General features: G+C 72.3%; 8 protein-coding genes. 1 reads left to right on the top strand and 7 read right to left on the bottom strand.

Translation table 11 applies throughout. The features are described 5' to 3' along the window. Positions 1-585 precede the first annotated feature (585 nt). Positions 586-1,023: a hypothetical protein gene (locus tag HJC40_RS23020; RefSeq protein WP_250003463.1), complete on the top strand. Its 438-nt coding sequence runs from the start codon at positions 586-588 to the stop codon at positions 1,021-1,023. A 232-nt stretch (positions 1,024-1,255) separates the two neighbouring features. On the opposite strand, the gene HJC40_RS23025 is transcribed toward HJC40_RS23020, so the two are convergent. The 7 genes from HJC40_RS23025 to HJC40_RS23055 are packed head-to-tail and all read right to left on the bottom strand — an operon-like array spanning position 1,256 to position 14,070. After that, positions 1,256-2,494, bottom strand: a complete 1,239-nt coding sequence (locus tag HJC40_RS23025; RefSeq protein WP_250003464.1) for an MFS transporter — start codon at positions 2,492-2,494, stop codon at positions 1,256-1,258. 9 nt (positions 2,495-2,503) lie between these two features. Then, positions 2,504-4,687 carry a bifunctional diguanylate cyclase/phosphodiesterase gene (locus HJC40_RS23030; protein ID WP_250003465.1) on the bottom strand — a complete coding sequence of 728 codons (2,184 nt, stop codon included), beginning with the start codon at positions 4,685-4,687 and terminating at the stop codon, positions 2,504-2,506. A gap of 50 nt (positions 4,688-4,737) precedes the next feature. Next, positions 4,738-6,324: an acyl-CoA dehydrogenase family protein gene (locus tag HJC40_RS23035; RefSeq protein WP_250003466.1), complete on the bottom strand. Its 1,587-nt coding sequence runs from the start codon at positions 6,322-6,324 to the stop codon at positions 4,738-4,740. 39 nt (positions 6,325-6,363) lie between these two features. After that, positions 6,364-7,851: an FHIPEP family type III secretion protein gene (locus tag HJC40_RS23040; protein ID WP_250003467.1), complete on the bottom strand. Its 1,488-nt coding sequence runs from the start codon at positions 7,849-7,851 to the stop codon at positions 6,364-6,366. Then, positions 7,848-11,522, bottom strand: a complete 3,675-nt coding sequence (locus HJC40_RS23045; protein ID WP_250003468.1) for a hypothetical protein — start codon at positions 11,520-11,522, stop codon at positions 7,848-7,850. The genes HJC40_RS23040 and HJC40_RS23045 overlap by 4 nt, the downstream gene beginning before the upstream one ends. Beyond that, the gene (locus HJC40_RS23050; RefSeq protein WP_250003469.1) at positions 11,519-12,973 is read right to left on the bottom strand and encodes a CHAT domain-containing protein; all 1,455 of its coding nucleotides are present in this window, start codon (positions 12,971-12,973) and stop codon (positions 11,519-11,521) included. The genes HJC40_RS23045 and HJC40_RS23050 overlap by 4 nt, the downstream gene beginning before the upstream one ends. After that, entirely contained in the window at positions 12,970-14,070 is a 1,101-nt protein-coding gene (locus HJC40_RS23055; protein WP_250003470.1) for a CHAT domain-containing protein, read from the bottom strand. The genes HJC40_RS23050 and HJC40_RS23055 overlap by 4 nt, the downstream gene beginning before the upstream one ends. Positions 14,071-14,155 lie beyond the last annotated feature (85 nt).

Below are 14,155 nucleotides of genomic sequence, written 5' to 3' on the forward strand. Positions count from 1 at the left end.
GAAGGCTCCGTCATCCAGGGCTGGCGACAAGCCCTCGGCGCCCTCGCCCTGCACTACCCAGACCGCATCGGCCCTTACATCAACTAACAAACCACAAGATCACTTACACAAAAATCTTGACAGGCTCTCGACCTCACCGATCTCGAGACGGCAGACCTGAAGTTCTTCGACCCGCTCCACTTGCCGAACATGAACTCCTACAACTGCGCCCTCTTCGCCCACCTGGCTTCGGAGGGCCACCTCAGGCCGGCGGCTCTCTGAGCCCGTCATCACGGCTGCGCCACCCCCAAAGTCCTCCCAGCTGAAGGCTTGGGTGATCTCCCCGGGGCGGCAGCCGAAGTCCACCGTGAGCAGGGGCAGGAGGCAAGCGCCCTTTGCTTGCGTCCTGCCCCTGCTTGCGATTCGCTCCGAGCTTCCGGCCCGGGGAGATCACCCAAGCCCGCCACCGCTCCACCGCAAGAAAGCCGCCCGGGTTCATCTCTCCGAGCGGCCGGGGTTTGGGGCAGCGCCCCAAGGTCTACCCCCGACGAAGTCGCTCCTGGAGGGACCTGTTTCGCGTCGGCCGGCCGGTGTCATGGCTGTGCTTTGCTGAAGGCCGTGCACAACTACCGCTTCAAACGCCAGACCGGCAAGTTCGGCGTCTTCGTCGGTGTCACCGCCCACGCCCTACGGCAGACCACCCCACCGATGCGGGCCGATCACATCAGCGGTCGCGTCTGGCTGGACACGTCCGAGGTCACCGACGGCTTCCGCGGGACATCGCTGACACTGAGTCAGAACCAAATCGAATGGCTGCAGACCGGACTGCGCCACGTCGCAGACGCCATCACAGGCGCCGAACCGACCGCCCACCTCGTCGTCGTCATCGACGCGTTGGAGATCGTCGAGATGGACTACGTCGACGAGGCCCTCGCCCCCGCGATCGCCGGCTGGGCAGCCCAGGAGTTCGGATTCGCCGACCGGCCCGTCGATATCCGGTTCGACGACCAGACCAACCAGTGCTTCGTCTCTTGGCCAGGCTGATCCAGTCTCCGTCGACCTCATCAGGTCAGCCGGGTATTCCAGAGACGATTCGTGGCCGTGCGGTTGGTGGAACCGGCGATGCGGCGTGCCTCGGCGATGACGTCAGCGTCGACATCCTGTTCGGTCATGTCGGTGACCTCCCGGCAGTCGTAGACGTCGTCCAGCTCGGCGAGGCGATCAGCCAGCTCCAGCGTGTCGTGGCCGAAGGTGCTGTGTGCCCACCCGGTCGTTCTCAGGAGGCGACTCCCCGCAACGCTCCCGGGGCTTCGTCGAGGTGGCGGGAGCTGCGCCAGGGCAACAGCACCGAACTGGCCAGCACCCCTGCGCCGCAGACCAGCAACGCCGTCCGCACGCTGGTCACCGCGGCCAGTGCGCCACCCAGGGCGATGCAGACCGGCTGCACCGTCCGAGACGTCACCGACCAGCAGGTGATCACCCGCGACAGCAACTCGTCGGCGGTCTCGGTCATGCGGTAGGTCGCGAACGCCGGGTTGAACACCCCCGAGCCGAACAACGCCAGGAACTCCACCGCGGCCACCAGCACGAAACCGGCCACGCCGCCCGGGATCAGCGCGAGGATCCACAGCCACAGCGCTCGCCCGACGCCGGAGACCAGCAGCACCCGGCGCCGCCCGAAGCGCCTGTTCAGCCGGCTGGTGCTGAGGGCGCCGGCCACCCCGCCCAGGCAGGCCAGGCCCCAGGCCAGCCCGTACTGCCAGGCGGTGAAGCCGAGCTCGCGCACCATCAGCACGGTGAGCAGGGGTGACGCCGCCATCATGGCCCCGGCGAACAGCTGCTGGTTGATGAACAGCGCCCGCAGGCCGGCGTGGCCGGCGATGTAGCGCCACCCCGCGGTGATCTCCTCGAGCCTGTTCCGGCGGGGGCCCGGCGCCGGTGGGGGCGGTTCCGGCGTACGCAGGGAACGCACTCCCACCGCGGAGAGCAGGAAGCTCACGGCGTCGGCGGTGACGGTCCAGGCGATCCCGAGCCAGGAGGTGAGCAGGCCGCCGACGGCCGGGCCCGCGCTGTACGCCGTCCAGAACGTCGCTTCGAAGCGGCCGTTCGCGGTGTCCCGGTCGCCCGGGCCGACCAGGGCCTTGAGGTGGGCGCCACTGGCCGCCGCGAAGAGGATCGTGCCGGCCGCCTGCACCACGGCGACCACGCAGAGCTGGGCGAAGGTCAGCGCGCCGGCCAGCATCGCGACGGGCACGCTGACGATCGCGAGGAACCGGGCCAGGTCGGCGGCGATCATCACGGGGCGCTTCGGGCGGTACTCGATCCACGGGCCGGCCGGCAAGGTCAGCGCGGCGGCGGCCAGACCGCCGAGCGCGGCCAGCAGCGACACCTGGAACTCGGGCACGTCCAGCACGAACACCGCGACCAGCGGCAGCGCGCCGAAGCCGACACCGGTGCCGAGCTCGCTGATCGCGTACGCCGACCAGAGCCGGCGGAAGTCGGAGCCGAGCGCCACCCGGGCACCCTACCGGGCCGGAACCTCCACGCCGTCGAAGGCGGGCTGCGACACGGGCCGCCCGAAGTGGTAGCCCTGCGCGAACCGGTAGCCCAGGTCGTGCAGCAGGGCGGCCTGCTCGGCGGTCTCCACGCCCTCGGCCACGGCGGTGAGGCCGAGGCCGTCGCTGACCTGGATCAGCGCGGTGGCGATGACCGCGTGCCGGCCGGCCAGGGCGAGGTTGTCGACGAACGACTTGTCGACCTTGAGCACGTCCACCGGCACGGTCTGCAGCAGTCCGAGCGAGGAGTGCCCGGTGCCGAAGTCGTCCAGGGCGATCCGGACGCCCATCCGGTGCAGCTCCTCGACGGCGGCCACGGCGACGCCACCGCCGAACACCGCGGTCTCGGTCACCTCGACGATCAGGCTCGAGGGGTCCATGCCGGCCCGGGCCAGGGCGTCCGCGACCACGCCGGCGAACCCGGGCTCGGCGAGCTGGCGGGCCGAGACGTTGACGCTGATCCGTTCGGGGGCGCGATCGCCGTACCCGGCCTGCCAGGCGACGAACTGGTCGCATGCCGCCCGCAGGATCCACTCGCCCAGCTCGACGATGAGGCCGTTGCGCTCGGCGACCGGGATGAACGCGGCCGGGCTGCGCCGGCCCCAGCGGACGAGCGCCTCGACGTAGCGGATCCGGCCGTCGGGCAGCGCGACGATCGGCTGGTAGACCAGGTGGAACTGGCCGGCGTCGAGCGCGGACCGCAGCTCGGCGCCGAGGCGGGCCTCCTCGTCGGCCCGGTCGTCCAGCTCGACCGCGTACCGGCGGAACCGGGCCTGGGACGTCTTGGCCGCGTACATGGCCACGTCGGCGCGGCGCAGCACCTCGACCGGGTCGGCGCCGTCGGCCACGCCGATCGCGGCGCTGACCAGCAGTTCGTGGCCGTCGACGGCGAACGGCCGGCGCAGCGCGCCCGCGAGCCGGTCGATGACCGCGTCGCCCTCGGCGGCGCTCGCGTCGGCCAGCAACAGGGCGAACTCATCGCCGCCCATCCGGGCCAGCAGGCCTTCGCCGGGCAGTTCGCTGCTCAGCCGGGCGGCCACCGCGACCAGCAGGTGGTCGCCGACCGCGTGCCCGTGCCGGTCGTTGACCCGTTTGAAGCCGTTGAGGTCGAGCAGGCACACCTGCGGCGAACCGGCGGCCACGGCCGCGCGCAACCGGAGCTCGAAGCGCCGGCGGTTCGCGAGCCCGGTGAGGTCGTCGCGCATGGCCAGCTCCTCGAGCTCGGCCGCCTGCCGCTGGGTCTGCCCCACGAACCCGGCGAGCCGGGTCAGCACGAGCAGGAACAGCAGGACCGCGCCGACGCCGATGGCCGGCCAGTTGATGACCTCGCCCCGGGCGCCCTGCAGGAACAGCACCGCGGGCGCCGTCATCGTGACCCCGCCCAGCAGCAGGAGCCGGCCCCGCCGGAAGCGCGGGACGGTGGCGGCCCGGTGCCCGATGCGCGCCATCGACGGGTGCAGCGCGGCGCCGGCCCACATCGCGTACGCGAGGATGAAGCAGGAGTGGGTCAGGGTGTCGGAGTACGAGTCGTCCCTGTCGGTCAGGCTCCACACGACGTCGCCGGTGAAGTTCAAGGCGCAGCCGAACGCGAGCAGCCAGCGGCCGGCCACGCGCGGGCCGGGCCGGCTGATCAGCCGGGTGACGACCGCGCAGAGCAGCACGTCGAACGTCGGATAACCGGCCTTGACCAGGCGTTGGACCAGGGGAATGCCCTGCTCGCCGAGGGTCGGCTGGATGACGAGGACCCAGAACACCAGGCCGGCGCCGGCGGCGATGATCGCGGCGTCGATCAGCCCGGCGGGCTCCCGGCGGCCCCGGCCGCGCGAGATCATCAGCAGCCCGGCCAGGAGCACCGGGTACGCCGAGAAGTAGATCAGGTCGTCCCAGTAGGGGCTCGGGTGCTCACCGAGCACCAGCCCGCTCACCTCGTACACGACGTCGGCGCAGACGTAGCTGATCAACCCGGCCGCGAACACCCACCAGCCGCGCGCGGCGGCCGGGCGGTGCCGACGGATGCCGGCGACGACCGCGGCGAAGGCGAGGACGCCGAACCCGTTGTAGACCACGACCGGGGTGAGACCGCCGTCCGGGAGCAGCGGGTATCCGGCGCAGACGAGCGCCCCCGCCACCATCCAGATCCACCAAGCCCGCATGTCCTGCCGGATCGGCCGGGCGGGCCGTCGCCTGAACGGTCGGCCGGTTGCTACGCGGGTGCGGCTCGTTCCACGATCGCGGCGGTGTCGGCGTTCGCGGACAGGGTGCCGAACGTGTGCCCCCACTCGCCGCCGAGCCGGCTGGCGCAGAACGCGTCGGCGACGGCCGGTGGGGCGTACCGGACCAGAAGCGAAGCCTGGAGCACGAGGGCCAGCTGCTCGGCGGTGCGCCGGGCCTCGTCCTCCTTGGGCACGCTCAGCCTCGAGATCGCCGCGTCCAGGTGCCGGTCGGCCCCGGCCGCCCGCGACACCTCGGCGTGGAAGGCCTCCAGGCTGTCGGGCTCGCGCCCCAGCGTCCGCAGGACGTCGAGCGCCTGGACGTTGCCGGAGCCCTCCCAGATCGAGTTGAGCGGGGCGTCGCGATAGAGCCGGGGCAGACCCGAGTCCTCGACGTAGCCGTTGCCGCCCAGACATTCGAGCGCCTCACCGACCACCGCGGGCTGCCGCTTGCACACCCAGAACTTGCCCACCGCGACGGCCAGCCGCTGGAAGGCCTGCTCCCCCCGGTCGACCGCGCCGGCCAGCCGCATCGCCAGCAGGGTCGCGGCCTCGCTCTCGAGGGCCAGATCGGCCAGGACGTTGCGCATCACGGGCTTGCCGGCCAGCGGCCCGCCGAACGCGTGCCGGTGCCGGGTGTGGTGGACGGCCTGGTTGAGGGCGGCCCGCATGCCGGACGCCGAGCCGGTCACGCAGTCGAGGCGGGTCATCGCCACCATCTCGATGATCGTGCGGACCCCGCGGCCCTCCCCGCCGACCAGCCAGGCGACGGTGTCGTCGAACTCGGGCTCGCTGCTGGCGTTGCTGCGGTTGCCCAGCTTGTCCTTGAGCCGCTGGATGCGGAAGGGGTTGCGGGTGCCGTCGGGCAGCACGCGGGGCACGAGGAAGCAGGAGAGCCCGGCCGGCGCCTGCGCGAGCACGAGGAACAGGTCGCACATCGGGGCGCTGGTGAACCACTTGTGGCCGCGCAGCCGCCAGGTGCCGTCACCCGCCGAGGTGGCCCGGGTGGTGTTCGCGCGGACGTCGGAGCCGCCCTGCTTCTCGGTCATGCCCATGCCGGCCAGCAGACCGGTCTTGGTGGCCGGGGTGCGCAGCCCGAAGTCGTACGACCGGGAGGTGAGCAGCGGCTCGTAGGCGGCGGCCAGCTCCGGGGCGTGCCGCAACGCCGGCACCACGGCGTAGGTCATCGAGATGGGGCAGGAGTGCCCGGCCTCGACCTGGGACCAGACGTGCAGCCCGGCGGCCCGGGCGACGTGCGCGCCGGTCCGCTCGCCGGCCCACGGCGCCCCGGCCAGCCCGGCCGACACCGCCACGTCCATGAGCCGGTGCCACGAGGGGTGGAAGTCGACCTCGTCGACGCGATTGCCGTACCGGTCGTGGGTGATCAGCCGGGGCTCGTACCGGTTGGCCTCGTCGGCCCACCGCTGCGGCTCGGCCGTGCCGGCCAGCTTCCCGAGCCGGTGCAGGTCACCCACGGCCCAGCCGGCGCCCTCGCGCTCGACGGCCGCCAGCAGCGCCACGTCGGCGGCGACGTCATAGTCCACCAGCGGCGGCGCCTGGTTGAAGACCTCGTGCGTCATCCAGCCAATCTACCGCCGGGTAACTCGCGGGAGCATGCCTCACCACACCCCGGCCACCCGGCGCGGGCCGGTGGTCCGCGGCGTCCCCGGGCCGACGGGAACGAGCTGGAGGTTCGGCGGGATCTCCTGCACTGCCAGAACGCGCAGGTCAGGGAACTCGGGCCGCAGCTCGCCGAGCAGCCAGCTCCGGAGGGAGAGCGACGGCGCCACCAACGGGGCGTGGGGGTGGAGCGTCACCGCGGGCCGTACCTCGTCGGCGATCCGGTCGGCCAGTTCCTCGGACGCTTCCGCCGGCCAGGTCTCCGGCGGAAGCTGGTGCACGGCCAGGGTGTTCTCGTGGGGCGCCATGCGGCAGCGCTCTTCGAGCCACCGTCGCCGCAGCAACGCGACGGCGTCGCGGGGGGCGGGCAGCCGGGCCGGGGAGCGGACGGCTGCGGCGGCGATCGGTCCCTCCGAGAACCGGACCGCCCCGGTCGGCGCGGGCGTGGGGTCGAGGTCGAGCAGCCAGTCGAGCAGGGTGGCCGGATGCCGCACCGAGATCCCCTCGGCGACCAGCGCGCGGGTGACTGCGGCGAGCCAGCGGCTGCTGTACCGCTTCTCGACGGCCCGGATGGTGTCCGGCAGGGCCCAGCGCAAAGGGTCGAGGATCTCGGCCAGCCCGGTGAGCGAGACGAGCCGGGACGCGTGCTGCCGCAGCACCGCGTGCAGCTCCTGGTGCACCTCGTCGAGCGGCCGGTCGGTGCGCAGCGGGCGGCTCGGGAGCGTCAGGGCGTTGATCCGGATGGCGAAATGGTGGTCGGGGACGGCCGGGTCGACGACGAACTGGAACCCGGGCCCGAGGACGCCTTGATCGGAGTAGAACGTGGTGCGCAGCGACGAGAAGGACTCTTGGGCCGGCTGGGCGGTCGTCACGTGGCGCAGGGTCTCACGGGTGAACCGGAGGTCCACGGTCGGCGAACGCAGCCGGGCGATCAGCGCTTCGGCGAGCTCCGCCGGGTGTGACGCGTCGGCCGAGGCTTCGATCACCTCACCGACGGCGGCCCGGTCGGCCAGGGAGACGCCCTGGTCGAGCACCTCCGGGAGGGCCTCGGCCAGGAGGCTTCCCCCGCCCAGCTCCGTGGCCAGCCGACCCGCGTACGCGGCGTCGAGGAGCACCGACGGGCGGCGGTTGATGGCGGCAGCGCAGACCGACGCGGCGTAACCCGCCGTATCGGACGGCTCGGGAAGGTCGGTGGCCGTGCACCGGACCCGCCGGCCGTTGATACGCAGCAGATAGGGCTCGACCGACCCGCGATCGGCGGTGACCGTGACATCCGGCCTTCCGGGCAGCCCCAGCGCCACCAGATTTGCCGCGACGACGGCCGACACCGTCGACCCGGTCCGGGTGAGTCCAGGATCGTCCGGCTCCACGGCCAGGTTCATGGTCACCGCGATCGCGGTGTCCAAGTCGTCCGGCTTGGACAGTGAGTCCGAGAGCCGGTCGGCCGCGCGAACCACCCGCGACCACATCGAAGTTCTTCCGGTCATCGGTGTAGCTCCTCCCGGGTCAGCACGGTGGGGCGTTCCCCGCCGAGCGCGAGCAGTCGCCAGACGACGGGACGCAGCTCCGGGACGGCGACGACCACCGCGGCGTTGTCGCCCTCGCGCCACCACGCCCACAGCTTTTGGGTCAGGGCCGACGCCGACGGCCGGTCGAGCTGCCACCCGGCCGGCAGCGGCAGGCCCAGACCGGGATCGGCCAGGCCGGGGACCAGGCCCGCCTCGAGGGCGGTGGCGAGCTCGGCCGGAAGGTCCCGGACCGGTCCTTCGGGAGCGGGGACGAGCGCGGCCCGGGCTGTGCGCAGCGCGCGCGCCGCATCGCAACGGGACTGCGCGACGGCGGCGCTCACCACGTCCAGCACGTGGGCCCGGTCGGTGAGCGGCACTCCCTCACGCAGCAGGAACTGCAGGACCCGATGGACGGCCAGCCGGAACTCGCTGTCGCCGAGCAGTGCCCGCGCCTGCGGCCCAAGCTCGCCACCGGCGGTGGCGGCCCAGTTCACCACGTCGTCCGGCCCGAACAGGCGGGCCAGGTTGGCGACGACGAAGCCCTCCAGTCGCGCCACGACGCCGTCGAGGCTCACCCCGGGATCGCCCCGCAGGACCGGGACGCCCTCGAAGGAGACCTCGTAGCCCGCCGAGCCCGCAACCACCTTGATCCCCGGCACGGTGACGCCCATCAGCTGGTCGATCCGGCGGCGCATCTCGTGCAGCAGACGCTGGGCCGCGTCGAGGTCGGGGCCCGGGCCGCCGAGCCGGACGACGACCGGGTTGGTCAGCGGGAAGGTGGCCGCCGGGTCGGCGTCGGAGCGGCGGAGCTGGAAGACGAGGTCGAGGTGTAGCGCCGCCGACAGGACGTCGATCTGGGCCGCCGTCGCCGACGTGATGCTTTCGTGGGCGCGGATCTCGGCGAGACCGTCGACCAGTCGCCAGTAGCTGCCGACGTCGCGGACGAACCGCTGGCCGAGCTGTTGCAGGGTCGAGGTCTCGACGCCGTCGAGGTCGTCGAGGCGGCTGCCGGCGAGGAGGTGGACGGCTCTCGGGACGTCGCCGAGCTCGACCGAGGCGAGGGCGGCCCGCCACCGTAACCCGGCCCGCAGGGCGGCGACCCGGGTGGTGCGGGATCGTTCGCCGGCCGCCTCGACCTCGGCCAGAAGCTTCGAGTACCCATCGCGGGCCTGGGCCACCTCGCCCCCGCCGACGAGGTCGTCGGCGGCGTCCTGGAGTGCGCGGGCGACTGCGCCGAGAGCGGCACGGCCCTCCGGCCGATCGGCCTCGATCAGCGGCCGGAAGTGACCGAGCGCCTCGGCTTCCGGCCCGTTCGTCAACGCCAGCAGGCCGAGCCCGCCGTGGCAGGCCCGGCGGCGGACCTCGTCGCGGTCCGCGTCCCGGCCGTCCACCAGCGCCTCGCGGAGCTCCTCCGCGGCGGTCGGCGCTTCGTCGGCCAGGCTCTGCCGGCGCTCCTGCGCGACCAGCACGGCCTCGGCCAGCACATCGCGCACCGCGCCGGCGCCGGCGCTCCGCTCCCGCTCGAGCCGCCGGACCAGCTCGGGCAGCATCGTCTCGGTCACGACAGCCATGTCGCCGAAGTCCCGCGTCGTCGCCACCCCGGACAGCACGTCGGCTCGGCCGCGGCGCAGATCCGAGCGCGCTTCGTCCGCGCGGCCCATCCGCGCGAGCCCCAGCACGGCGAGGGTCATGCCGTCGACGTCGGCGGTGAGCATGCGCTCGCAGATGGCCTCGGCGTCGTCGTACCGGCCGAGCACGTAGCCGGCGAGCGCTCGGATCGACTCCTGATCGAAGGGGACGCTGTCGAAGTCCGGGTTGGTCCAGAGCCACTCGGCCTCCGTGTGAGCCTCGTCGTCGCGTCCGGCCCGTTGCAGGCAAAGGGCCCGAGCCATCCGGTACCGGGGCTCGTCGTCGACCGGCAGCGCGTCGAGCACGCGCAACGCGCTCTCCGGCTCGCCGCGGAGCAGCAAGTAGTACACCTCTGTGGAGGACGGGCCTTTCCGGCGCTGCCGCTCGAGCGCTTCGCCGGCCGCCTTCAGGCGGCCGAGCTGGAGCAGAGCGGTGACCCGCTCCTGGTCGGCCATCTCGTCGTCCCGGTTCAGGGCGAGGGCCCGGTCGCAGGCGAGCAGGGCGGTCCGGCTGTTGCCGAGCCGGTTGTGGATTGTCGCGAGGAACGACCAGCTCGGCCCGTACTGCGGATCCAGCAACAGCGCGTGCTGGGTCTTGACGGCCGCTTCCCAGCCCCCGGTGCGGGCTTCGCCCTCGAGCTCCCGTACGGCGTACTTGATCAGGCCCACGGTGATGTAGGCCCACGACTCCTCGGGGCCGGGCCGTCCCGCCCGGGAGCCCTGGCGCCACGTATCGCGAGCCCGCTTCAGCAGTTCGGGCCGCTTCGTCGCCGGCATGCTGCGGGCGAGTGCCCGCAGCACCTCGGCGAGCAGCCAGTGGTAGACCGGTGTCTCGTCGTCGTCCTCGCAGGCCTTCTCGAGGCAGGACCGGGCGCCCTCGTAGTCGTCGGCGTCCTGGTAGCGCAGCGCGGCCTGGTAGTAGGCCGCAGCCGCCTCCCTGGGCCGGCGCAGGTCCCGGAGCAGCCGCCCCTTCAAGGTGAGCGCCCGATACTCCGGGGAACGGTCGCCGCCGGACAGACCGCGCCGCAGCGACTCCTCGACGGCGGTCAGCGCCGGCTCGAGGCGGCCTGCCAGGTGCAGCCGCCGGCTCACCCGCCAGCAGAGGTTGCCCGGGGTGGGGGCGAAGCGCCGACCGAAGCGGTGGCCGGCCGCTGCGACGGCGGCCGCGGCGTCGTAGCAGTCCTGGGCCTTGAACCAGTCGCCGGTTGCCTCGGCCACCATCCCGAGTCCGACCCTGGGCTGGGGATCGTCCGGAGCGAGGCGGGCGGCGATCTCGAACGCCGTGCGGGCGGCCGAGGTCTTCGTCTCGGCCAGCAGGTGTTCGCCTTGGACGAGGTGCAGCGCGGCACGCTCGTCGTCGAGCAGACCGGACTCGGTGGTGAAGAAGACGTCGAGGCGTCGCCGGGCCTCCGCGCGGTCGGTCTCGCACGAGAGCAGCGACCGCACCAGGAGGGTCATCACCGCCACCCGGGACGGGCGGTGCAGCGCCGGCGCGCACGGACCGTCCAGCAGGGATCGCAGCAGGGGGACGACGCGGTCGAGCCGTCCCCGTACGAGCCCCGACGCGGCAGCCTGCGCGTCGCCCAGGAGGACCGGATCGCTGGGTACGGCGGACCTTCCCGGCGTGGTCAGGCGCCGGCAGATGTCGTACTGGTCGGCCAACAGCGCCTCGGCGAACGTCCGGACCCAGGCCTCGTCGGGCGCCGCCGCGGAGGCGATCATTCGTTGCCGCTGGCCCCACCAGACCTCGCTGAAAAGCTCCTGCTCGGCCCGGCGCAGCTCGCTCTCGTCGACCTCGGCCAGAGCGTCGGAGGTGATGTCGGCCAGCGCCCGGAGATCCTGCGAGATCTCCTCGAGTTGCCGGCGCAGTGCGGTGTAGTCGGTCAGCCCGGTCAGCGGCAGCAACAGGGTCCTGGTCGCCACGGTGATCCGCACCCCGCGCGCCCGCTGCTCGGCCGAACGGCGGATGCGTTCGACGATCTTGGTGACCTCAGCCCGCGCGTTCTCGGCCGGCGAGCTCATGGCCGGCCACCCGACTCCCGGGCCACCAGTTCGAGCATCTTGCGGTACACGTCCTGAACCTTCTGCAGGTCGGGTTCGGCGAACCACCAGAGGCGGATGACCCCGTCCCACAGGTCGACGTTCTCGGGCCATTCCTGGGCCCGGACCTGGGCACTGAGCCGTTCGCCGATCTCCTGCGCCGGAGCGCCGACGTACGCGGTCCGGAACAGCGCGTCGATCAAACCCTCGCGGCCGCGGGGAGCCGCCGGTGCGTCGTGCCGGGGCGGCACCGACGGTCCCGCGTTCCCGGTGCGCACCAGCCGGCCGTCGTCCGCCTGCAGGTAGAGCACCGGAGCGCCGAACAGCCGGTTGGCGTCGCCGACCTGGTGGAACTCCTCGCGGGCGCCCTGCACCGCGTCACCGATCGGCCGGCCCTCGGCCAGCAGCTTGTAGAACGACGAGGTGAAACGCTTGGCCTCGGTGGCCGGCAGCGGGTATTGCATGGCCAGCACCGCGGGGAACTGGGCCCGGATGAGTTTGGGCGCCAGGTGGCCGAAGGTGGCGAGGTAGTCGACGGCGGTCGTCTCGCAGAGGTGCAGCACCACCAACCGGGGCGTCCAGGTGTCCTGGATCGCCGATTCCAGCAGACCCACCAGCGTGTCCTGATCCTGCCAGACGGCTCGGCCCTGGTCGTTCTGAAAGGCGATTTCGAAGGTTCCACCGCTACCGTTCGCAGCGCTGCGGCAGACCGCGACGACGTGGATGATGTGCGGCGGGTTCTTCGTCTCCTTCAGTTCCTTCCTGATCTTCTCCTCGTCCCAGCGAAGGATGGCCCGGGGTCGCAGAGCCCCGCTGAAATCCTCGATCTCGCCGAAGGTCATGACGAGTTCCTTGTGCTCCTCCTCGAACCCTTCGAACTCGGGGGTGAGGACCAGGAACCAGACCCGTAGGGGTGGCGGGTCCTCCGCCATCGTCCGGCGGCCCCGGCCCATGACCTCCCGGCTCAGCACGAACTTGGTCTGCGCGGCGATGAAGAAGCCGTCCGGGCCGGGCCGGTAGAGGAACTCCCAGGGATAGCCGGCGATCTCGTCGGCCCCCTGTGTTCCGAGCAGTTCGAAGCTGAGGACGACCCGCAGTGTCTCCTTGCGGGCCTGGGCGGCGGCGAACACGACGTCGAACGCGTTCGCCACCGCATCCGTGAAGACCAGGCCGTAGAGGTGTTCGCCGAGCACCTTGGACGTGTTGGGCACGGGCAGGCCGGCATAGGTGTCCTGGAGGCGGGACAACACACCCCACCGGCTCAGCCAGCTCTGCAGCACGCCGATAGTCCGCATGCGGAGTGAGTCCGCGTTGATGGCCTGCTCCGCGGTTTCGCCGTCGACCTTGTTGCCGTCGGCGTCGGGGTACTGCCAGCGCGCCTGGACCGTCCGCTGGCGCACCGTGAGCACGTATTCGAAGACCTGCTCGTTCATCGCTCGTCACCTCCGGTCGTCAAGGCGCCGTAGTTGTTCTGTAGGTAGACCAGGGGAACTCCGAGCAACCGGGGATCGTTGTCGGTGGTCAGCGCGCTCGCGATGAGGCGGCGTCCCCGCTGGACCGCGGCGTCCACCGGCGCCCCTACGGCGATCCCGGCGTAGAACTCGGTGGAGAAGGCCGCCGCGCTCTCGGGCGTGATGGCGTACTGCATGGCGACCACCAGCCGCGTCCCGGCCAGGACGAGCTGGGGCGCGGTGCCACTGAACGTTCCCCGGGCCTCGTTGGTCGCCCCGTGGCACGACTCCAGCAGCGCCATCCGCGGTGGCGCACCGTCGTGGCTGCACAGCTCGGCCAGTTCGCCGGCGGTCACCATCTTGCTGCTGCCGTCCACCTCGACCAGGGCCACCGTGCCGACCTCGTCGCGCTCGTCGTAGAAGCCGTGCCCGATGAAGTGGACCAGGTGGGGGCGTACCTGCTGGACACCGCGGCTGAGGACGGCGGGAGTCGCGTTCTCGGGCAGCACGGTGATGTCGAGCCGGTCGTGGCCGGCCAGCTTGTCCAGGGCGGTGAGGACGGGCTCCGCGACCACGTCGTCCTGGTCGTCGGGCTGCGCCACGGCCACCAGGACCCGCAGCGCCGGCTCGGGCCGCACGACCGGGCCACCGATGCCCGGGATCGCGCGGGACAGCAGCACCCGGTCATGGGTGGCGAGGAAGGTGTTCTGTACCAGGCCCGGTCCCGGCGGCACGTACAGGTACTCCCACGGCAGGGCGGCGAGCGGGTGCCGGGCGGGGAACGAGAGCTGAAGACGCATCATCTCGGCCGCGCCCAGACCGGCCGCGGTCGCGTCGACGAAGGACCAGACCTCACGGGGGAACAGCGTGCGGTGCAGGAGCGCGCCGAATGCCTGGACCTCGTCCCGGAGCCAGCCGTCGGTGCGCCGGGCCAGCCAGCGGGCGAAGACGCGGACGACCTCCGTGTCGATGGTGTCGAAGCGGAGGCCGCCCTCTTGGGAGACGCCGTCATCACGGCGCGCGACCACGGTCCCGTCACCGGAGACCGAGACGACGATTTTGGCAGTGACGACGCTCACAACTCATGGCACCGCCGGACGGGGGACCGGGCCAGGGTTTCGCCGAATCCCGACAGTAGCCGAAAGGCTGCACTTCGTTGACCGG

This window comes from Actinoplanes sp. M2I2, assembly GCF_023544445.1.
Lineage (GTDB): Bacteria > Actinomycetota > Actinomycetes > Mycobacteriales > Micromonosporaceae > Actinoplanes.

Excerpts from the sequence above, each read along its gene's own strand:
- HJC40_RS23030 (WP_250003465.1), bottom strand. The coding sequence starts at position 4,687 with ATGCGGGCTTGGTGGATCTGGATGGTGGCGGGGGCGCTCGTCTGCGCC.
- HJC40_RS23035 (WP_250003466.1), bottom strand. The coding sequence starts at position 6,324 with ATGACGCACGAGGTCTTCAACCAGGCGCCGCCGCTGGTGGACTATGAC.
- HJC40_RS23040 (WP_250003467.1), bottom strand. The coding sequence starts at position 7,851 with ATGACCGGAAGAACTTCGATGTGGTCGCGGGTGGTTCGCGCGGCCGAC.
- HJC40_RS23045 (WP_250003468.1), bottom strand. The coding sequence starts at position 11,522 with ATGAGCTCGCCGGCCGAGAACGCGCGGGCTGAGGTCACCAAGATCGTC.
- HJC40_RS23050 (WP_250003469.1), bottom strand. The coding sequence starts at position 12,973 with ATGAACGAGCAGGTCTTCGAATACGTGCTCACGGTGCGCCAGCGGACG.